The following is a 19,655-nucleotide window of genomic DNA, read 5'->3' on the forward strand; positions in this document are numbered from 1 at the left end:
TAGTGCCTGAATCATACCCACAGCAAGCAGACAGCGTCAACCATCACTCTCGCTGCCGGTGAACTGGCAATTACACAATTATTATAAAATTGACGCGACAGGATCTGGTTATTTATGCGATATTAAGTAATACTTCGCTGTAATAAATCAGTACTCTTCCTATGATTAAAATCAAACCTTTCCTGAAATGGGCTGGCAGCAAATTTCGCTGTATTGAAACTATTTTAAACTCTTTACCTGCCGCGGAACGCCTCATCGAACCATTTACTGGCTCCGGCGCAATTTTTGTTAACTCCCACTACAAAAATTATCTTTTAGCAGAAGAAAATCCAGATTTAATTGCCTTGTTTACCTGCTTGCAAAAGGAAGGCGACGTATTTATTGATTATTGTGCCCGTTTTTTTGTATGTGAAAATAATTGCGCATCTAAATACTATCAATTACGTGAGGAATTTAATCAAAGTACTGATGCACGATTGAGGGCGGCTTTATTTCTCTATTTGAACCGTCATGGCTACAACGGCCTATGTCGTTATAACCGTAGGGGCTTATATAATGTTCCTTTTGGTCGCTACAGTAAACCTTATTTTCCGCGCTTGGAAATGATGCACTTCCAGCAAAAAAGTCATTCAGCACAATTCGTTCAAGGTGATTTTCGTCAAACCTTTGCTCAAGCGCGAGCAGGTGACCTGATTTATTGTGATCCACCTTATGTACCTCTTTCAGCGAGCGCCAATTTTGCTTCTTATACGAATAAAAAATTTAATGAAGCGGATCAAATTGACTTGGCCCAGCTTGCTATGGAAAGCGCCACCCGGGGTATCACTGTCGTTATTTCCAATCACGACACACCGTTTACCCGCCATCATTATCGTAACAGTCAAATGATATCCTTCCCTGTCAAGCGCTTTATCAGCTGCCAGGGTAACAAGCGTCATGCTGCTCAGGAACTTGTAGCCGTATTTAGTCAACAATAAATTATTTATACCAATCTGAGTTAGCTTTCAGGCGAAGTCTTGTTGACTACAGCAAGTCCTTGATAAGGACTTGCCAGAGCCTAGTGAACAGTAGAACGAACATCTTTCATAAAGAAAGCAAGAATAGTCACAAGCAGAAGGGAAAGAGGTAAGATTGATAAGGCAAGCTGATAATCCAAAACAGTATAAATGTGTTCCCCATTTACAATCCGACTATCACCAAAAGTATCAAGCAATTTACCAACTAAGGGCTGAAATACTACTCCACCCAGAGTAACAATCATGTTAACAGCGGCAAAGACCGTGCCTGATAACTTAGCACCACTATTTTCTTTTCCCATGATAAAAACAATAATTTCAGTCGCGCTGAATACCCCATATAAAAATAACAAAATATTTAACCAGGTATAGGATAAGCCAGGGTAATAAAGCACAAAACTAATACAAACCAGGGCCATTATTGCACCAACGACCAAGGGCAATACTCGGCGACCAGTTCTGTCGGAGAAATAGCCAGCGAGAGGAGCCCCTACTGCCCAACCAAGAAACATGGCAGAAATAGTTCTTGCAGCCTCAATTTTAGTCAAATGATGTGCTTGCTCCAGATAAGTTTTTCCCCATAACTCACCGAATACTGATAAAGAAGTATAAAGACAAGCACCGACGAACCCAATTAACCACACCTGTGGGGAAGATAAGACATGCCATACATTTCCAAAAAATTCTGGCCATGCATAGCGATGGGTGGTATGCCCTTCGGGACCGTCTCGTACAACAAAAAAGATAATGACAGTAAGCACAGCACCAATAGTGACCATAAGGGATAGGACATGATACCATCCCAGCGCCAAAGCCATATCAGTAATTTTCATTTCGCCATATACCAAGCCCAACATACCTAATGTAGTAATTAAGCCGGCAACCAATGAAAAATAACGACGCGGCAACCAGTGCATTGCAAGCGATAAAACGCCCACAAAAGCAAAGGAAGACCCGAAGCCCACTAAGAAACGCCCGCTTCCTGCGATGAGCATTGATGAGGTATCTGTAAACATCCACGACCCAAGTGCACAACAGAGACAGGCAAAAGTTAATAATCGTCGTGGACCAAAACGATCCATCAACATTCCCACCGGCAATTGCATAGGGGAATAGGCAAAATAATAAAATGCTGATAATTGCCCGAATGTGGTTGCGGAGATGTGTCCAAAAGCAGCACTTAGCTCACTTTGCAAGGCTCCGGGTATGATTCGTAAAACGAATTCATAGCAGTAGAAAAAAGCCCCTACTGCACAGATTAAACTACCAAGCAGGGCTTGGTGTCGAGTGATAGGTTTAGTTATCTGCATTAGCATAAGTTTCCTTCAAAAAGAAGGTTAAAATGGCAGCAATGATTATGCCGATTGGAATAATTGATAAAGCAAATTGATAATCATCTGCTGTATACAACTGTTGTAATTTATCCACAGACACTTCTTGCAAAGGCAGACTGGTCATGTGAGTAGATAAACTGAAATCCAGTAAACGCCCGACTAAAGGTTGCAAAAACATCGCCCCCAACATCACAATCATATTAGTCATGGCCATTGCTGTCCCGGCCGCCTCATTAGGACTTAACTCTCGTCCTACGGCAAAAACAATACACTGTGCGCTATACAACAGGCCAAGAAGAAACATTAAAGCGCCAATATGTGATTCTGTCAGGCCTGGCATATACAGAACTATCATCATCACAATGCCTGCACCTGCCGCACCAAATAACATAGGTGGTTTACGACGCTTTAATTTATCCGATAAATAGCCCATTAAAGGTGCACCGATCGTAAATCCTAAAAATAATAGTGAGTTGGCAAAATCTGCTCCTGCTTGCGACAAACCATGTGCATGCTTCAAGTAAGGAATTCCCCACAACTCAGCAAAAACCGTTGTTGGCAAATACACTAAACAGCCGAACATACCGTTAATCCATATTTGTCTATTTTTAGCAATAATTCCTAAATCGATCATGCTCTTTTTAAAATTCTCTACTGTACCGCTGCGCCGTTGATGGCTTTTCTTATCTCGGATACCAAACCATAAAATAATGGCTAAACCAATACCAAAATAAGCGGTTAAATTGACTGTCTCACGCCAACCTATGTTGATGACCAGAGTACCCAGCAAATTATCACCGATCATTGCACCGATCGTACCCAGGGCTGCAGCCAAACCTGAAACCATTGCCAGCTTATTTTCAGGCAACCATATTGTGGCAAGTTTTAATACACCAACAAAAGCGAAGGCAGAACCAAAGCCGACCAGAAAACGTCCAGTAGCCGCTATCCAGAATACAGTCGTCCCTGCAAAGATAAATGTTCCTACAACACAGATAAGGCAAGCGATGGTTATCAAAAGCCTCGGGCCATAACGATCCAGGAGCACACCGACCGGTATCTGTAAAGGAACATAAGCATAGTAATAGAATGCCGAGAGCAAACCAAAACCGGTAGCAGACAGATTAAAGTGTTCACGTAGGGCAGGCTCCATGACACTGGGAGAAATTCGCAAAAAGTATTCATAACTGTAATAAACGGCGCCAAGACCGCAAATTAACCAGGCAGCCAACAAATATTTTTTATCATTCTTCATTCGGAAAAAGACTCCTTCATTAATTGGTTAGGCATGAGGCCTCAGTAAATTAATACTTTTCAGCAAGATCAACCCGGCTGACACCACTTGCTATAGCAGCCTTTGCCACAGCAAACGCAACTCGCTCCTTCAGGCGGGGATCAATGGGTTTTGGGATGATGTAATGCGGGCCAAAATCCCAATTGACTACACCGGGATAATTGTCTTTAACAACTTGGGGAACAGGCTCTTGCGCCAATTGGCGAATCGCTTCAACCGCAGCAATTTGCATTGATTGATTGATACAGGTCGCACGAACATCTAAAGCACCGCGGAAGATGTACGGAAAGCAAAGTACATTATTAACCTGGTTAGGGAAATCGCTTCTGCCAGTTGCAATAATTAAATCATCACGAACCTGATGGGCAATTTCCGGTCTAATTTCTGGATCTGGATTGGACAATGCAAAAATGACGGGTTTAGGTGCCATCAATTGCAGAAGCTCTGCACTCAGTAAATCAGGCTTCGCTACACCTATAAATACATCGGCATCAACCAAAGCATCAGCCAGTGTACGCCGTGAGGTAGTCCGGGCAAAAGCAAACTTATAAGGGTTTAAGTCTTCTCGCCCTGTATGGATGACACCTTTCGTATCTAAAAGCAGCATTTTTTCTTTATCAGCCCCTAGAGCAACGAGTAAACGCATAGACGCTAAACCAGCAGCACCAGCTCCGATACACACAATATTCGCTTCAGAAAGCTTCTTTCCCTGTAAATCCAAGGCATTCAGCAAACCAGCCGCAACGACAATTGCGGTCCCATGCTGATCATCATGAAAGACAGGAATATCCAATTGTTCTATCAACGCTTGTTCGATTTCAAAACATTCAGGCGCTTTAATATCTTCCAGGTTAATACCACCAAACGTTGGGGAAATACGTTTTGCAGTAGCAATAAAAGCTTGAGGGTTTTCTGCGGCGACTTCGATATCAAAAACATCGATATCTGCGAAACGTTTAAATAAAACCGCCTTCCCTTCCATGACTGGCTTAGCGGCTAATGGACCAACATCACCTAACCCAAGTACTGCCGTTCCATTGGTCATCACGGCCACTAAATTCCCTTTGGTTGTATAACGATAGGCGTCTTCAGGGTTCTCTGCAATAGCGAGTACTGGTTTGGCTACACCTGGCGTATAGGCAAGCGACAAATCATCTTGTGAATTCGTTGGCTTGGTCACATGCACACCCAGTTTTCCCGGAGTGGGGAATTCATGGTAGTGCAGAGCACGCTGCTTCAATACATCTTTATCCAAAGTACGTCCCCTCTATTTCAAACAACCCGGCGAAAAATCATATAGAAAAATGCTAGGGATGAATAGTCATTTTGAAAAAAAAAGGCGCAATTTCATTGCGCCCAAATACTTTTTTAACTCTGCAACAACGATTACGCGCTTTTCTTTTTCTGATAACGATCGCGGAATTTCTGTACACGACCGCCAGTATCAACTAATTTTTGCTTTCCAGTATAGAATGGATGGCATTGGGCGCAAACCTCGATAGTCAGATCATGACCCAAGGTTGAACCTGTTTCAAAGGTGTGGCCACAACTGCAGGTCACATTAATCGTTTTATAATCAGGATGAATTGAGGCTTTCATAATACCACTCTCTTTGTTTAAACGAGTATCGCCACCTGAACCGTTGCCAAGCACCATACTCTCAATAAATGACGCGCAACATTACCAGAAATACTATTATAGATCAATTTTTTCCCGCTGGTAAAAGACGTCCTTCTTCAAAAAAAGTTACTTTGCCTGTTTTAATATCATGCAAGCCGGCAACAATCCCTACCTCGCCCTTGGCTAATAAGTCTTTAATAATAGGGCTTTGTTCTTGAATTTGTTTGACTACCTGCAACGCATTGTTTTTAGCAATGGCATCGACTAATTCAGCTTTATCACAATCCTGAGTACCCAGTTGTTTTTCTGTAGGGGCTACTACTGGTTTTATCTTGGCCAGAACATGGTCCAAATGCCCCAAATTAACATCATGGCAAGCACCCGCTACAGCCCCACAGGAAGTATGCCCAAGAACGACAATCAAACGTGAGCCAACAACCTTGGTAGCATATTCCATACTACCCAAAATATCTTTATTCAAAACATTGCCTGCTACGCGTAAAGTAAATAAATCAGCCAGTCCTTGATCAAAAAATAATTCCGGAACACTCCGTGAATCCATACAATTCAGCACCACAGCCCAAGGAAATTGGCCATAAGAAGCCTGCTTTGCCTGGGCAAGATAATTACGTTGACGCATATTGTTAGTCAGGAAGCGTTGATTACCTTCTTTCAAACGCAGCAAAGCCTCCTTGGGAGACATCGCTTGCTGTGTAGTAGCCGATGTTACTTTTTTTTGCATCATCAACACTTCTTCAGCAGATTTAGCTGCCCACACCCCGGTGCTCAATAGAAAAATTGCACTAGCCAGAAGCCCTGTCCTAATAGTCATTGTCACGTCCTTATTCGAATTATGGTTATCAACAGTACAAACGATAACTAGTTTACAATGAAACTGGCATTAAATACGATCATTAATCTCAACCCAAACTGGCGCATGATCAGAAGGCCGCTCTGCTTTACGAGGCTCTTTATCAATGCCTGCTTGTATACAAAGGGCCTTTAGTGTTTCACTCAGCAGGATATGATCAATACGTAATCCCCGATTGCGCCTAAAAGCAGCAGCGCGATAATCCCACCAACTAAAGGCTCGCTCTTCCTGCGGAAAATGACGGAAACTGTCCGTTAAGCCTAAACTTAATAAAGCAGTAAACGCTTCTCGTTCCAGAGGACTGACCAATACCTGCCCCACCCATTCTAATGGATCGTGCACATCCTCATCCTCAGGGGCAATATTAAAATCACCAACAACAGCAAGCTTTGGATAAAGTAGCATTTGTTCCTTAATAAATGCCGTCACTTTTTCCAACCAGTCAAGCTTATAACGATATTTCTCTGAAGTTAACTCGGATCCATTCGGTACATAAAGATTGATAAGGCGAAGTTCCCCTATCGTCGCTGCTAAAATTCGGCGTTGGGGATCAATTAAATTTGGAATATCGGTCATCACATCGTTAAGGGGATAGCGGCTGATAATCGCAACACCGTTATAGGTTTTTTGACCCGCATAAACAACCTCATAACCGCACTCAGTAAACGCTTCTTTGGGGAAGCTTTCATCAACCAATTTAATTTCCTGCAAAGCCAAGATATCGATCGCTGATGACGCAAGCCAGGTTAAAACCTGATCTAATCGAATTTTCAGCGAATTGACATTCCAACTGGCAAGCTTAAGCACACCAATCCCCCTTATATTCGATAATCAGGGGAGCATGATCAGACCAACGTACGTCACGAGCAACACTGACCTTAGTGACACTATCCATTAAACCAGGCGTAATCACTTGATAATCAATCCGCCACCCGATGTTTTTATCCCAGGCACCGCGACTGCGGTAGGACCACCATGTATATTGTTCTTCTTCTTGATTTAATACTCGAAAAGCATCTACAAATCCTAAAGCCCCAAAAAGATTATCCATCCACGCACGTTCTTCAGGCAGAAAACCAGAATTTTTTTGGTTACCGCGCCAGTTTTTTAAATCAATTTTTTTATGGGCGATATTGTAATCACCACACAAAATCAGTTCACGCCCTTCATTTTTCAGGACCTTCAGATGATTGGCAAACCGCTCTAAAAAATCATATTTCACGGCTTGTCGGCCTTCTCCACTCGTTCCTGACGGTAGATAAAGGGAAATCACACTTAAACGCGGGTAATCAAATTGAATATAACGGCCTTCGGTATCACAATAATCAAAACCCAAACCCTTTATTACTTTTAAAGGTTTATGACGAGCATAGATTGCCACGCCGCTATAACCTTTTTTGTGGGCATCATAATACTCACAAAAATAATCACGTGGGTAATAAAGTTCTTCTGGCAACAACTGTGATATTTGGGCTTTTGTTTCCTGAAGGCAAACAAAATCAGCATCCTGGGTAGCTAGCCAGTCATAAAATCCATTCCGAGCTGCTGCTCGAATACCATTGGCATTAAAGCTGATTATTTTCACGTGTTAATCACCGATTAAATTAGTGACCTTACTTAGGTCTTGGTCGAATTACCCGTTTGCTGCCTTCTTTTTTAGGCTCATCGCAATCTCTCCTAAACGCTTACCCAACTGTTTTGCCAGTATAATTTCATCCTGGCTCAATGAAGTGACATTGGCCAGGCCTGAAACATGGGTAACCCCATAAGGAGTCCCACCCGTTTGTGTACTACTTAGAGTCGGTTCAGTATAAGGTAAACCTAGCAGTAACATACCGTGATGGAATAACGGTAACATCATACTGGTTAGGGTGGTTTCCTGTCCACCATGCATCGAGGTTGAGGAAGAGAAGACACAAGCTGGCTTACCCACTAAATCACCGGTGAGCCACACAGGCGTCGTGCTATCTAAAAAATATTTCAGGGGAGCCGCCATATTACCAAACCGAGTCGGACTTCCTAGAGCCAGTCCTTGGCAATGACGCAAATCATCCAGGGTTGCATAAGGTGCTCCAGTATCCGGCACAGACTTATCCACTGCCTCGCAAGTAGCCGAGACAGGCGGTACTGTTCTTAATCTGGCTTCTATTCCAGTAACGCTTTCCACACCTCGAGCAAGGTATTGGGCGAGTTGAGCTGTCGCACCAGTGCGAGAATAATAAAGCACCAGAATATAAGGTTTAATCATTTAGCAGCTCCAAAATTTTCTCCGGTGGACGAGCAATCAGCATCTGCGAACCCAAAATAACGATAGGTCTTTGCAAAAGTTGCGGGTGGTCAATAATCGCCTGAATGATGGTTTCTTCATCAGCGTCTGCCAAACGTTGCTCCTTATATACGGCTTCATTACTACGTACTATAGCTGCCAATCCTAATTTGGCAGCAAAGCGCCGTACGAGCTCAGAAGACAACGATTGGTGCATATAATCAACAATTTTAAGGGGGACTGCAGCTTCTTGAAGCAGTTGCAAACAAGCACGCGATTTCGAGCAACGTGGATTATGGTAGATCGTATACATGCCTCAATCCTCAATAAAAAGACTGAGTATAACAAAGATCATTTTGTCGTACATGAAGTGAATTAAAGTGATTTAATAGAAATCATGGTGAATATACATGAATCTTAATGTATAATGACTACCCCCTTTTGAAATCATGTGAGACTGGTATGTCACAGCCTTTGATCAATATTTCCCGTCAACAGGCGCTTTATTTTGCCAGTTTCCTGGTTCTTTACCAATTTCTGGTCTACATAGCTAACGATATGATTATGCCTGGCATGATTCAGGTTACTGCCTCCTTCCATGCTCCGGAATCCGCTATAGCTACCTCATTAACGGTCTATGTACTGGGCGGTGCGAGTCTGCAATTGTTTTTAGGACCGGTTTCAGACCGTTTTGGCCGCAGACCTGTCATGCTGACTGGTGCATTCATTTTCCTTCTCTTTACTCTGCTGATTGCCTGCTCCAATTCGATGGAACAATTTTTACTCGCGCGCTACTTTCAAGGCATGGGCTTATGCTTTATTGCAGTGATTGGCTATGCCACTTTACAAGAAATCTTTGCTGAAATGGATGCTATTCGTTTAATTGCCGTCCTTGCCAATGTGGCTTGTCTCGCACCCTTGCTTGGGCCTTTGGCCGGAGCCAGCTTTATCCTGTATTTTCACTGGCGTGGTATTTTTGTCCTGATTGGCGTATTGGCACTACTTGCTCTTTGGGGAATATGGCGCTTTATGCCTGAACCTGTAGGCGCGATTAAAAACGATGGTGAAAGAATAAAACCTGCCGCTTTAACACTGCGAGGCGTTGCGACCAATTATCTGCGGTTATTGCGTAATCCATCTTTTATGCTTGGTGCAATAGCCAGTGGCTTATTGGCAATACCTTGCATAGCCTGGATTGCCCTCTCGCCAATTATTCTGGTGACTGACGCCCAATTAACAGTGGTCGAATATGCTCTCTGGCAATTACCCGTTTTCGCAGCAGAGATTCTAGGTAGTTGGTATCTGCGTAAATTAACGCACCGATGTTCAATTAAACAAATTATTCTCTTAGGTTCAACGATAGCCATTTGCGGTCTTTTGGCGGCATGTTTGCTTCCCTTTACGAGTAATGGCAGTTTCTTATATTTCATGCCTGGACTTCTTATCTACTCTTTTGGCCAGGGTGTAACTACCGCCCCCCTAATCAGGCGTACTCTTTTTGCAACACCTATCAGTAAAGGCACGGCTTATGCTTTGATAAGTATGGTAAGTATGTGTGCTCAAGCGCTAGGAGTTGAAGTAGCTAATCAGTTCTATGCGACACACAACAATAGCTACTTCGGTCTCTATTGTGCGATAGTGGGTGTACTTTACCTGATTACTTTATTGGGTGTATTTAGCTTCACTCGACAACAAGATAATGAAGCGGGATTAGCAACAACATAACAACACATTGATACTGTATCCTGTAAAAATGATACGCATTATACGAGATAACGTTTGTTGAGCGATCTAACATAGAACTCACGTAAATTAGCAATAACTAGGTTGCCCATGGATTGGAAAGAAAGAATAGCCAATAAATTTTATGAAGCGGAACGTTTTATTCGTTTTGTGGCTCATCATTTTATTGATGATGATTGCACTTACCGTGCTTCAGCACTCGCTTTTGCCAGCCTGCTCGCTGTTGTTCCACTTATGTCTGTTGGCTTGGCTATCCTTTCTTCCTTTCCAGTTTTTCAAGGGCTTGCACAACCGACACAAGACTTTATTTTTGACAATTTTGTCCCCACTACCGGAAAGGTAGTACAAAATTATTTACAGCAATTCGCAACCCAGGTGTCTAAATTGTCAGTCTGGGGGGTCGTGTTTCTCTTTGTTACAGCTATCCTGGTTATGGTGACCATTGAAGGGACTATGAATAAAATTTGGCGGGTATCCACACCAAGAAAAGGAGTAGCAGCCTTTCTCCTTTATTGGGCTATTTTATCCTTAGCACCACTCTTGCTGGGTTTAAGTTTGGTCATCAGCTCGTATGTCATTTCGATTCCACTCCTTAAAGATCATCATGCCCCTTTAATTTTGTTAAATGCAATTCCCTTTGTTATATCGCTGACTGGTTTTACCTTTTTATATGTCATCGTGCCTAATTGCACTGTTAAATTTCGTGATGGCCTCTGGGGAGGCGTTGTAGCAGCCTTATTATTTGAGTCGGCCAAACAAGGTTTTGCTTACTATCTGACGCGCTACAACACTTATCAATTACTCTACGGGGCATTTGCCACAGTACCTATCTTTTTTATCTGGGTTTACTGGGTCTGGATTATTACCCTTTTAGGTGCCGAAATCAGTTATGCTCTCGCAGTACATCACCAACGACGCACGGGAAAAGCAATCGACGGGTTTTCACATGCACTGCTCTGGCTTCATCAACTTTGGCATGCTCAAAGAAAAGGCAAAAGTCTACCTTTGGACTCACTGGTCAATGCCAGTACTCATCCTTTTGCAATTGATGTTGATGACATGGTAAAGCTTCTGACCGGTTTGGAATTGATTCATACGACAGCCGAAGGCTCTTTTATGCTAAGTCGCGATCTCAGTCAGCTGAGTTTATACAGCCTGAGCCAGTTACTTCCCTATCGCCTGCCTACACCAACAGAGGTGGAACATATTAAATCGGTGCACACGAATCATTGGCGAGCCATTTTTAAAAAAAATGACGAGGAACTGCAGAAGTGCCTCGCCATGGATTTAAATCAACTTTTTAGTCAAAGTTGTGCAACTTAGCCTTTGTTAAGAGTCAGCCTTCTCTTCTGTAGCCCGGTTTAATACTTCGTGAGCAACAACAAGGGCTTGAGAAAACTCTGCAAAAACATTTTCTGTACCGACTAAGTTGATAATGCCCGCTTTTTGCAACTTGGATTTTACCCGCGTATTTGCGCCAGTCAACATGACTCGAACCTGGCGCTTATGGAAATTAACAATAACCTCTTCCAAAGTCTGTAAACCGGTAATATCAATAAAAGGAACCCAACGTAATCTAATAATTAATAGGCGCGGCTCGGTATGAGTACTAATGAGTGCCCGTTCAAAACTCTCTGCTGCCCCAAAGAAGAAAGGTCCTTCCACAGCATAGACTAGAAGGCCAGCAGGCAGAATATGGATACCATTAGTAGCGAACTCTTTTTGTAATTCCTGGTCGCTAACTTGCTGCACTTCAACACTGGCAGCCATACGTCGCAGAAAGTGGAACGTGGCTAAAATAACACCGATATTGACTGCAACCACCAAATCAACAAAAACAGTGACTCCAAAAGTCACTAATAGGATAAGCACATCCGCTCTTGGCGCTCGTTTAAGCATTTTGAAAAAATGAGGTGCCTCACTCATATTCCATGCCACAACAAATAAGATAGCTGCAAGTGCTGCCAAGGGAACATTTACTGCCAATGGTGCAAGAAACAGAATAATCAATATCAAGGTAACGACGTGCACTATACCAGCAAGAGGGCTATTCCCCCCATTACGAATGTTGGTTGCCGTACGCGCAATCGCACCGGTTGCAGCAAAACCACCAAACAAAGGAGCAGCGATGTTAGCAACCCCCTGGCCTATTAACTCTTGGTTAGAGTTATGCCGAGTACCGGCCATACCATCAGCAACCACAGCAGAAAGTAGCGATTCGATAGCACCAAGCATGGCAATAGTGAAAGCCGGACCAAGCAACTCAATGAGACGATTAACCGTCACTGTCGGCCAATGCAAGGCAGGTAAACCTTGAGGGATCCCACCAAATGTACTTCCTATGGTAGCTACCCCCTTAAAATGAAAATAGGATTGCAAACCTGTTGCAACCAGCAAAGCGACCAAAGGTCCAGGGACTCGTTTCAGACCCGGTAATTTGTATGAAAAACGTACCAGTAGTAAAGACAGTATTGCCAAGGCCGTAGTAGTTGGTTGCCATTGTGGGAATACTTGCAGCAAGTGCCACAGCTTCTCATGAAAATGAGCGCCTGACACAGCTGGCAGACCAAAAAAATCCTTCCACTGGCCGACCCAAATGATAACCGCAATCCCTGCTGTAAAGCCAACAATGACTGGATCAGGGATAAATTTTATTACTGTACCAAGACGTGCCATGCCCAGAAAGAGCAATATAAAGCCTGCCATTAGCGTCGCAATTTGCAACCCATCAATACCATACCGAGCAGTAATACTGGAAAGAATAACAATAAAGGCACCTGTTGGCCCGGCGATCTGTAAGCGACTGCCACCAAATGCGGAAACCAGAAGTCCAGCGACAATTGCTGTATAAATACCCTGTTCCGGTTTAGTGCCAGAAGCAATCGCAAAAGCCATTGCCAATGGTAAGGCCACAACACCGACAATAACGCCTGAAACAATATTGGGTAGCCAGTTTTGTCGACGCAACAACCCAGCTCGGTAAGCTTCTAATAAAGCAATCATGGGCACTCAACCTGTGATTTGAAAAATCGCCATTATAGTTCTTTTATGGTTTATTTTGCGACAAATTTCTCACAATTAAGCGTATTTTGATACATTCGATTTCGTTCCAAAATTGCTGTGAGAACCGCACGAAGAGAAACGGGGCGCAGAACCGCTATGGATATACCGATACATGAGGTCAGAGCATCGTATCGACGAAGCCCTGCGAGGCAATAGAGGTCGGAGCACTTGGCATGCGAACTCAAGAAACTCTCGATAGACTGGGGCCACAGGTAAGAGGATGAGTGGATGGCTAGAGAAAAACGGATAGTCTCAGAGAGACTCTCTAAATCTAAAGGCCTCATTTTCTTTGGCATTAGCTATGAGGTAAATCGGAAGGCGCGGAAGTATCGCTCAGTGTAGCAATCATTCGCCTAATACCCAGTTCACCCGTTATTTTTCGACTTACAATTAAATTAATATTCACTAATTGAACTGCCTTGCCTTTATCGCTTTGATAGAGAACTTTTAAGGGTAACGCGATTTTCCATTGATTGCCTTTAGCCTCAAGCAATTGAGCACTTCTGGCAATCTCACTGCTCATAGTTATCTGAAGTGTTTTAATGGCTTCAATATTACCTGATTTATACATTGCAGTCTGAAACTCAACCCACCCTTTTTTGGTGAAACAGGCTTGTAATCGCTGTAATTGGGTATCAATGAGTTCCGAATTAAAATTAAACGATTGCATTGCGGCATATTCTGCCCATCTTAAAACAAGTGCTTGATCAATGGGGGTAGTTCCAGCAGGTGTTTTATAATCACAATTAATAACCTGGCTTTGTGCCGCAATGGCGGATTGAAGGGTTGGAGGATTTTGCAGCACTAGCTGGGGTAATTGCTGTGGAATAGAGGCTTGTGCTTGCTGGATTGGATTATTTGCTTGTATATTTTGCATCGCCTCTGTTGCTTGGTTAACCCTGGCCGCACTTATGCCTGCATTGGGTGAAGCAGCTTGTATAGTTGGGTGTACAGAGGGTCCACTCGCTGTAACGATCCTTGGCCTAAAATCATTCGCGGTAATTTTCCAACCTATTGTCACATGCAGTTGCGTTACTTTATTTTTATTGTTTGCATCAGTAAGGTTTAAAGGAAGGGTGATTTTCCACTGATCGTTATCAGTAACACTAAGGCGCGCCGCCTCATACATTGGGCTATTCATTGCCGTTTTTTGTGTACTATTTGCTGGAATGCTATCTGATTTCTGTGCAGCCGTTCTAACTTCCCCATTTTCTGCATACCACGAGTGGAATTGTTGAACCGGTGTATCTAAAAATTTATATTTAAAATCAAACGACTGGATCAAAGCCTGATTTAATCCAAATAAAATAAAGTTTTGATGCATTTGGGTGATTTCAGCAAGTGTTTTATAACCAAAATTGCTATTAGGCTCTTCTTGACCTTGAGCAATTGGCATTCGCTGTATTGCTTGGATTCTTTGTGGCAATGGATAGGGTGGCAGTTGAGCGATATGTTCTAGCTGTCTTGGCTGGGCAGTGTTCGTTGGAGCCCTTAGTCCAATACGCTGGGGGAATAAGGACATAAAAAAAGAAGCCATATTTTTTTGTACGGCATTCAAAGTCTCTGCTTTTTTCTTAGCAACGATTTGGTACATACCTCCCACAGCCTTATCCACCGACGTTGATTTTAGAGAGATCGGTGCAAACCGTGGTGTGGCAATCATCTGCATGATTCCGAGATTACCGTTTATTTTTCGACCTACCGTTAAATAAATATTAAGGAAATGAGTCACTCTTTCCCCATCACTTTGATAAACCACCTTTAGAGGTACATTCATTTTCCATAAGTAATCTTTGAATTCGATGAGTTGTGTCTGACCATCTATCTGGCTACTCACGGCCAGGTTTTGCGTTTTAATGACATCCACATTGCCAGAGCTCTGCAATGCGCTCTTAAATTTAACCCAACCACTTTCTGTATAACAAGCTTGTAATTTTTCCAGTTGGGTATCGACAGATGCAAAATTAAAATCAAAGGATTGCCTAACAGCTTGCTGAGCCCAATTGATGACAAACTCTAAAGAAATACTTGAAATTTCAACAGGGATTTTATAATCACAATTAATCGTATCTGCTTGCTGTTGTTCAGGGAATAAGGGTTGCGTATTTTGCTCTTCTTGCGGTTGCGGCAAAGCAAAAGAATGGGCTTCTTGTACTGCACCATTGTCTTGTTTTGGTGGCGTCAATCCTGACTGCACGGATTGTTTTATGACAGAACCCCTACCTATCAATATTGCTGTAGAAGGATCCGGATATTGTATAGCCTGCGCTTCAATACAGATTAAGTTAACGAGTGCACCATAAAGAATATTTTTTTTCATGGAACAATTTTATTAATAAGTATCTGACCATTCTGTGATAATCACAGGTTTTCGTCTATAGACTTAAAACCATAACCAATGGCCCAGCGAAAGATTTAAAAAATAATTATTTAAATTCAAATAGTTATGATTAATTATTTTTTTACTGTACTACCCGATAAATGTCATCAATTTTGACATTCTGAATAGTCTAAATTCTTATTAGAAATAAAATTTACTTTTATTGAACCGATGGGGAAAAAATCGGAAATCCATTGAACTTCTTTCGAAACTGGCTGCCATAAGAGAAGTGCCAGGAGAAACGGCGCCCAGAACCGCAATGTACACGTTAGTACATGAAGATCCGGACACCGTATTGACGAAGCCATGCACCGGGGCAATAGCGTTTCAACCCTCCGCACAATCTGTGTCACAGAGAGTAACTGCGGCTTATAAAATATAGCGAGCCAAATCCTCATCAGCCACCAATTTGCCTAAATGTTTCTCCACATAGGCAGCATCAACATGTACAGATTCACCCGCTTTATCCGTTGCTTCAAAAGACACCACTTCCAACAAACGCTCCATGACGGTATACAATCGACGAGCACCAATGTTTTCGGTGCGTTCATTGACTCGCCAGGCTACCTCCGCAATACGGCGTATACCGGTTTCATCAAAGCTTAATTGCAACCCTTCAGTCGCCATGAGTGCAGCGTATTGCTCAGTCAATGAGGCGCTAGGCTCAGTCAGAATACGAACAAAATCATCTACACTTAATGCAGCTAATTCTACTCGAATAGGTAAGCGTCCCTGTAATTCAGCAATTAAATCAGAAGGTTTCGCCACATGAAAAGCGCCTGAGGCAATAAATAAAATATGATCTGACTTTACCATACCGTATTTAGTGGATACTGTGCAGCCCTCTACCAACGGTAATAAATCACGCTGCACACCCTCACGCGACACATCACCACCGCCCTGCTCGGCTCGTTTAGCAACTTTATCCAATTCATCAATAAAGACAATGCCATGCTGCTCAACATTTTCAATAGCACGCGTTTTAATATCTTCTTCATTGATTAATTTCGCCGCTTCTTCTTCACGCAATATCTTCATTGCTTTAGCAATTGTTAATTTACGTGTTTTTGTGCGGCCTGTGCCAACCTGCTGAAACATAGCCTGTAACTGGCTGGTCATTTCTTCCATACCAGGTGGTGCCATGATTTCTACGCCAACAGGTGTTGCTGATAACTCGATTTCAATTTCATTGTCATCAAGTGCTCCTTCACGCAATTGCTTACGGAAAACCTGGCGAGTTGATGATTCATTTTCACTGGTGATTACGGCTCCCCTGGCGGGTGGCAATAAAGCATTCAAGATCCGTTCTTCCGCAGCATCCTCAGCGAGATTCTCAACTTTCTTCATGGCTGATTCGCGTTCTTGTTTGATAGCAATATCCGTCAAATCACGAAGGATAGAATCGACATCTCGTCCGACATAACCAACTTCAGTAAATTTAGTCGCCTCTACTTTAATGAAAGGCGCCTGGGCTAATTTCGCCAGGCGTCTGGCAATTTCTGTTTTACCAACACCTGTTGGCCCAATCATCAAAATATTCTTGGGCATTATTTCGTTACGTAATACAGGATCTTTGATTTGCATACGTCGCCAACGGTTACGTAGAGCAATCGCTACAGCGCGTTTTGCTTCATCCTGACCAATAATGTGCTTGTCTAATTCTTGCACTATCTCACGGGGAGTCATTATCATTGTATTATTCACTAGTCACTATCCAATTCTTCAATGGTTAAATTGTGGTTGGTGTAGATACATATATCACCAGCAATCGATAAACTTTTCCGGACAATATCAGCCGCAGACAATTTAGTATTTTCCAACAGTGCCCGAGCTGCCGCCTGGGCAAATGGGCCCCCAGAACCAATAGCAATCAATCCTTCCTCTGGCTCAATGACATCACCATTTCCAGTAATAATTAAAGAGGCTTTACTGTCTGCTACTGCTAACAATGCCTCCAAACGACGTAAGATTTTGTCTGTTCGCCAATCTTTGGCAAGCTCAACAGCAGCACGCACTAAGTGTCCTTGATGCATCTCCAATTTGCGCTCGAAACGCTCAAAAAGGGTGAACGCGTCAGCAGTCCCGCCAGCAAAACCGGCAATTACTTTATCTTTATAAAGTCGTCTGACTTTGCGGGCATTGCCTTTCATTACGGTGTTCCCCATAGTGACTTGGCCATCACCCCCGATAACCACTTTACTGCCCCGCCTGACAGACAGGACGGTTGTACCACGATATTGTTCCAAGATACATCCTCATTACAGGTCGAAAAACCTAAAATGGGGATGCAAAAAAAAAAATCAATAGAGGGTTTGAATTATTTTTCGCTTTCTTGGGGCATAACAGATGAAAATGCTTCGCTGGCCGGGCAACATTTCCTGCAAAGACCTTTTAATTCAATAGCATCATGGCCTAAATGGAAATGGTTCTCCGCTGATAATTTTTGTACCAGGGCACGTAGCGTTTTATCGTACACCTCATGTACCTGATGGCAATCATTACACACCATTAATACCTCAGTAGCTCGCTGCTTTTCAGGCGCATGACACAGGGTATACGATTGGATAGATTCAATTTTATGTACTACACCTGATTCAACAAAATAATCAAGTACACGATACACTGCGGGAGGCTTGGAGCTTTGCTTGCTTTGCAATAACTTATCGAGAATTTCGTAGGCTTTTAATGGCTTTTCTGCACCCCATAAAAGAAACAAAACACTCTTACGTAAAGAAGTGAACTTCAATTCAATCGCTGAACAATAATCTAGAAAGGGGGCTGGATAACTCATGTTCTTTAGCTTCTTTAGCCCCTCAATTATAAAGTTAACTCACTATTCTAGGCCGTTCATAAAAGATACGCCATGCATTAAGGGCTCAATTTGCAAATATTCCGCGATGCTTTGGCCAATATCCGCAAAACTATCCCGACGTCCGATAAAACAACTACCTAATTTTGGGCCAAAAGCCAACACTGGGATATGTTCTCTTGTATGATCAGAGCCCGGAAATGTAGGATCACAACCATGGTCGGCAGCTATTACAACCATATCATCAGGTTCTAACTGTTCTATCAGCGCTGGTAAACGCTGATCAAATTGTTCCAGGGCATGAGCATACCCACTCACATCACGTCGATGACCATAAGAAGAGTCAAAATCAACAAAATTGGTAAAGATCAAACTACCCGCTGGCGCTGTTTTCATTGCCGCTAAAGTAGCATCAAATAAGGCTTGGTTACCATCCGCTTTAATTGTCTGCGTCAACCCCTGATGAGCAAAGATATCGGCAATTTTACCAATAGCAATGACTTCTCGCCCTGCCTTTTTTAATGCATCTAAAAGAGTCGGCGCAGGCGGCAAAGTTGCATAATCACGGCGATTACCAGTACGGGAAAACCCACCCGGTCTACCAACAAAAGGTCTGGCAATAACCCGTCCTATCTGATAATCATCGACTAGTTTACGCGCAATTTCACATACTTCATACAAACGCGCCAAACCAAAACTTTCTTCATGGGCCGCAATTTGAAACACACTATCAGCCGACGTGTAAACGATTGGTTTACCTGTCTTAATATGCTCCTCACCCAACTCATCAATAATTGTCGTGCCCGAAGCATGTTTCTGCCCCAATACACCAGGTAACCCTGCTTTTTTTATCAATTCATTAATTAGTTTCTGCGGAAAACAAGGCTGCTCTGCGGGAAAATAGCCCCACTCAAAGGTCACTGGCACACCAGCCAACTCCCAATGGCCACTTGGTGTGTCCTTGCCCAAGCTTTGCTCCACAGCATAGCCGTAATATCCCTTTGGAGTAGCAAGCGTTGATAAGTCGAGTAAAGGAAGACCTGAACTGGCTACAGTTGCATGATACAAACCCAGGCTTGCTAAATTAGGGAGATGTAATGCCCCCTGGCGAAGCCCGTCTTTATTAGCAAGTCCTTCACTACAAGTCTGATAAATGTGAGCAAAGGTATTGGCTCCCTCATCCCCATAACGGTGAGCATCAAGACTCGCGCCAATCCCCAAGGAATCCATTAATAAAATACAAACACGCCCCAGCATCC

At 43.0% G+C, this 19,655-nt stretch carries 18 protein-coding genes; 3 read left to right on the forward strand and 15 right to left on the reverse strand.

What is annotated here, in order from left to right:
* Nucleotides 1–161 precede the first annotated feature (161 nt).
* Nucleotides 162–977: a Dam family site-specific DNA-(adenine-N6)-methyltransferase gene (locus tag DYC89_RS12785; RefSeq protein ID WP_115222130.1), complete on the forward strand. Its 816-nt coding sequence runs from the start codon at nucleotides 162–164 to the stop codon at nucleotides 975–977.
* Nucleotides 978–1,057: 80 nt separating this feature from the next.
* Here DYC89_RS12785 and DYC89_RS12790 read toward each other — a convergent pair whose 3' ends face one another.
* From DYC89_RS12790 to arsC, 9 genes are all read right to left on the reverse strand, one after another.
* Nucleotides 1,058–2,326 carry an MFS transporter gene (locus tag DYC89_RS12790; protein ID WP_115222761.1) on the reverse strand — a complete coding sequence of 423 codons (1,269 nt, stop codon included), beginning with the start codon at nucleotides 2,324–2,326 and terminating at the stop codon, nucleotides 1,058–1,060.
* Nucleotides 2,313–3,605, reverse strand: coding sequence for an MFS transporter (locus DYC89_RS12795; RefSeq protein ID WP_115222131.1), 1,293 nt, complete (start codon nucleotides 3,603–3,605; stop codon nucleotides 2,313–2,315). Before DYC89_RS12795 ends, DYC89_RS12790 begins: the two co-directional genes overlap by 14 nt.
* A 49-nt stretch (nucleotides 3,606–3,654) precedes the next feature.
* Nucleotides 3,655–4,899, reverse strand: a complete 1,245-nt coding sequence (locus DYC89_RS12800) for a malic enzyme-like NAD(P)-binding protein (RefSeq protein ID WP_115222132.1) — start codon at nucleotides 4,897–4,899, stop codon at nucleotides 3,655–3,657.
* Between the two features lie 131 nt (nucleotides 4,900–5,030).
* Nucleotides 5,031–5,243, reverse strand: a complete 213-nt coding sequence (gene rpmE, locus DYC89_RS12805; protein ID WP_115222762.1) for a 50S ribosomal protein L31 — start codon at nucleotides 5,241–5,243, stop codon at nucleotides 5,031–5,033.
* Between the two features lie 103 nt (nucleotides 5,244–5,346).
* Nucleotides 5,347–6,096 carry a carbonic anhydrase gene (locus tag DYC89_RS12810; RefSeq protein WP_115222133.1) on the reverse strand — a complete coding sequence of 250 codons (750 nt, stop codon included), beginning with the start codon at nucleotides 6,094–6,096 and terminating at the stop codon, nucleotides 5,347–5,349.
* 69 nt (nucleotides 6,097–6,165) lie between these two features.
* Nucleotides 6,166–6,942, reverse strand: coding sequence for an exodeoxyribonuclease III (xth, locus tag DYC89_RS12815; protein ID WP_115222134.1), 777 nt, complete (start codon nucleotides 6,940–6,942; stop codon nucleotides 6,166–6,168).
* Nucleotides 6,935–7,720 carry an exodeoxyribonuclease III gene (locus tag DYC89_RS12820; protein ID WP_115222135.1) on the reverse strand — a complete coding sequence of 262 codons (786 nt, stop codon included), beginning with the start codon at nucleotides 7,718–7,720 and terminating at the stop codon, nucleotides 6,935–6,937. The genes xth and DYC89_RS12820 overlap by 8 nt, the downstream gene beginning before the upstream one ends.
* 48 nt (nucleotides 7,721–7,768) lie before the next feature.
* Nucleotides 7,769–8,383, reverse strand: a complete 615-nt coding sequence (wrbA, locus tag DYC89_RS12825; protein ID WP_115222136.1) for an NAD(P)H:quinone oxidoreductase — start codon at nucleotides 8,381–8,383, stop codon at nucleotides 7,769–7,771.
* Nucleotides 8,376–8,714 carry an arsenate reductase (glutaredoxin) gene (arsC, locus tag DYC89_RS12830; protein ID WP_115222137.1) on the reverse strand — a complete coding sequence of 113 codons (339 nt, stop codon included), beginning with the start codon at nucleotides 8,712–8,714 and terminating at the stop codon, nucleotides 8,376–8,378. The genes wrbA and arsC overlap by 8 nt, the downstream gene beginning before the upstream one ends.
* A 149-nt stretch (nucleotides 8,715–8,863) precedes the next feature.
* On the opposite strand from arsC, the gene DYC89_RS12835 reads away from it, so the two are divergent.
* Nucleotides 8,864–10,126 carry an MFS transporter gene (locus DYC89_RS12835; RefSeq protein ID WP_115222763.1) on the forward strand — a complete coding sequence of 421 codons (1,263 nt, stop codon included), beginning with the start codon at nucleotides 8,864–8,866 and terminating at the stop codon, nucleotides 10,124–10,126.
* A 108-nt stretch (nucleotides 10,127–10,234) separates the two neighbouring features.
* On the forward strand, nucleotides 10,235–11,467 hold the full coding sequence (locus DYC89_RS12840) for a YihY family inner membrane protein (RefSeq protein ID WP_115222138.1): 1,233 nt from the start codon (nucleotides 10,235–10,237) through the stop codon (nucleotides 11,465–11,467).
* Between the two features lie 6 nt (nucleotides 11,468–11,473).
* Here the strand turns inward: DYC89_RS12840 and DYC89_RS12845 are convergent, their stop codons facing one another.
* From DYC89_RS12845 to DYC89_RS12870, 6 genes are all read right to left on the reverse strand, one after another.
* A complete protein-coding gene (locus tag DYC89_RS12845) occupies nucleotides 11,474–13,147 on the reverse strand; it encodes a SulP family inorganic anion transporter (protein ID WP_115222139.1) in 1,674 nt (557 codons plus the stop codon).
* A 355-nt stretch (nucleotides 13,148–13,502) separates the two neighbouring features.
* Nucleotides 13,503–15,527: a DotI/IcmL family type IV secretion protein gene (locus DYC89_RS12850; protein WP_115222140.1), complete on the reverse strand. Its 2,025-nt coding sequence runs from the start codon at nucleotides 15,525–15,527 to the stop codon at nucleotides 13,503–13,505.
* A 429-nt stretch (nucleotides 15,528–15,956) separates the two neighbouring features.
* Nucleotides 15,957–17,279: an ATP-dependent protease ATPase subunit HslU gene (gene hslU / locus DYC89_RS12855; RefSeq protein ID WP_181879461.1), complete on the reverse strand. Its 1,323-nt coding sequence runs from the start codon at nucleotides 17,277–17,279 to the stop codon at nucleotides 15,957–15,959.
* A gap of 11 nt (nucleotides 17,280–17,290) precedes the next feature.
* Nucleotides 17,291–17,833 carry an ATP-dependent protease subunit HslV gene (gene hslV, locus DYC89_RS12860; protein ID WP_115222141.1) on the reverse strand — a complete coding sequence of 181 codons (543 nt, stop codon included), beginning with the start codon at nucleotides 17,831–17,833 and terminating at the stop codon, nucleotides 17,291–17,293.
* A gap of 71 nt (nucleotides 17,834–17,904) precedes the next feature.
* Nucleotides 17,905–18,378, reverse strand: coding sequence for a transcriptional repressor (locus tag DYC89_RS12865; RefSeq protein WP_115222142.1), 474 nt, complete (start codon nucleotides 18,376–18,378; stop codon nucleotides 17,905–17,907).
* Nucleotides 18,379–18,420: 42 nt separating this feature from the next.
* A complete protein-coding gene (locus tag DYC89_RS12870) occupies nucleotides 18,421–19,653 on the reverse strand; it encodes a phosphopentomutase (RefSeq protein ID WP_115222143.1) in 1,233 nt (410 codons plus the stop codon).
* Nucleotides 19,654–19,655: the final 2 nt, after the last annotated feature.

It is taken from the genome of Legionella donaldsonii (genome assembly GCF_900452385.1).
GTDB classification, from domain to species: domain Bacteria; phylum Pseudomonadota; class Gammaproteobacteria; order Legionellales; family Legionellaceae; genus Tatlockia; species Tatlockia donaldsonii.

What these genes read in the sequence shown, in the direction of transcription:
- DYC89_RS12785 (WP_115222130.1), top strand. Translation starts at nt 162, where the DNA reads ATGATTAAAATCAAACCTTTCCTGAAATGGGCTGGCAGCAAATTTCGC.
- DYC89_RS12790 (WP_115222761.1), bottom strand. Translation starts at nt 2,326, where the DNA reads ATGCAGATAACTAAACCTATCACTCGACACCAAGCCCTGCTTGGTAGT.
- DYC89_RS12795 (WP_115222131.1), bottom strand. Translation starts at nt 3,605, where the DNA reads ATGAAGAATGATAAAAAATATTTGTTGGCTGCCTGGTTAATTTGCGGT.
- rpmE (WP_115222762.1), bottom strand. Translation starts at nt 5,243, where the DNA reads ATGAAAGCCTCAATTCATCCTGATTATAAAACGATTAATGTGACCTGC.
- DYC89_RS12810 (WP_115222133.1), bottom strand. Translation starts at nt 6,096, where the DNA reads ATGACTATTAGGACAGGGCTTCTGGCTAGTGCAATTTTTCTATTGAGC.
- wrbA (WP_115222136.1), bottom strand. Translation starts at nt 8,383, where the DNA reads ATGATTAAACCTTATATTCTGGTGCTTTATTATTCTCGCACTGGTGCG.
- arsC (WP_115222137.1), bottom strand. Translation starts at nt 8,714, where the DNA reads ATGTATACGATCTACCATAATCCACGTTGCTCGAAATCGCGTGCTTGT.
- DYC89_RS12835 (WP_115222763.1), top strand. Translation starts at nt 8,864, where the DNA reads ATGTCACAGCCTTTGATCAATATTTCCCGTCAACAGGCGCTTTATTTT.
- DYC89_RS12840 (WP_115222138.1), top strand. Translation starts at nt 10,235, where the DNA reads ATGGATTGGAAAGAAAGAATAGCCAATAAATTTTATGAAGCGGAACGT.
- DYC89_RS12845 (WP_115222139.1), bottom strand. Translation starts at nt 13,147, where the DNA reads ATGATTGCTTTATTAGAAGCTTACCGAGCTGGGTTGTTGCGTCGACAA.
- DYC89_RS12850 (WP_115222140.1), bottom strand. Translation starts at nt 15,527, where the DNA reads ATGAAAAAAAATATTCTTTATGGTGCACTCGTTAACTTAATCTGTATT.
- hslU (WP_181879461.1), bottom strand. Translation starts at nt 17,279, where the DNA reads ATGATAATGACTCCCCGTGAGATAGTGCAAGAATTAGACAAGCACATT.
- DYC89_RS12865 (WP_115222142.1), bottom strand. Translation starts at nt 18,378, where the DNA reads ATGAGTTATCCAGCCCCCTTTCTAGATTATTGTTCAGCGATTGAATTG.
- DYC89_RS12870 (WP_115222143.1), bottom strand. Translation starts at nt 19,653, where the DNA reads ATGCTGGGGCGTGTTTGTATTTTATTAATGGATTCCTTGGGGATTGGC.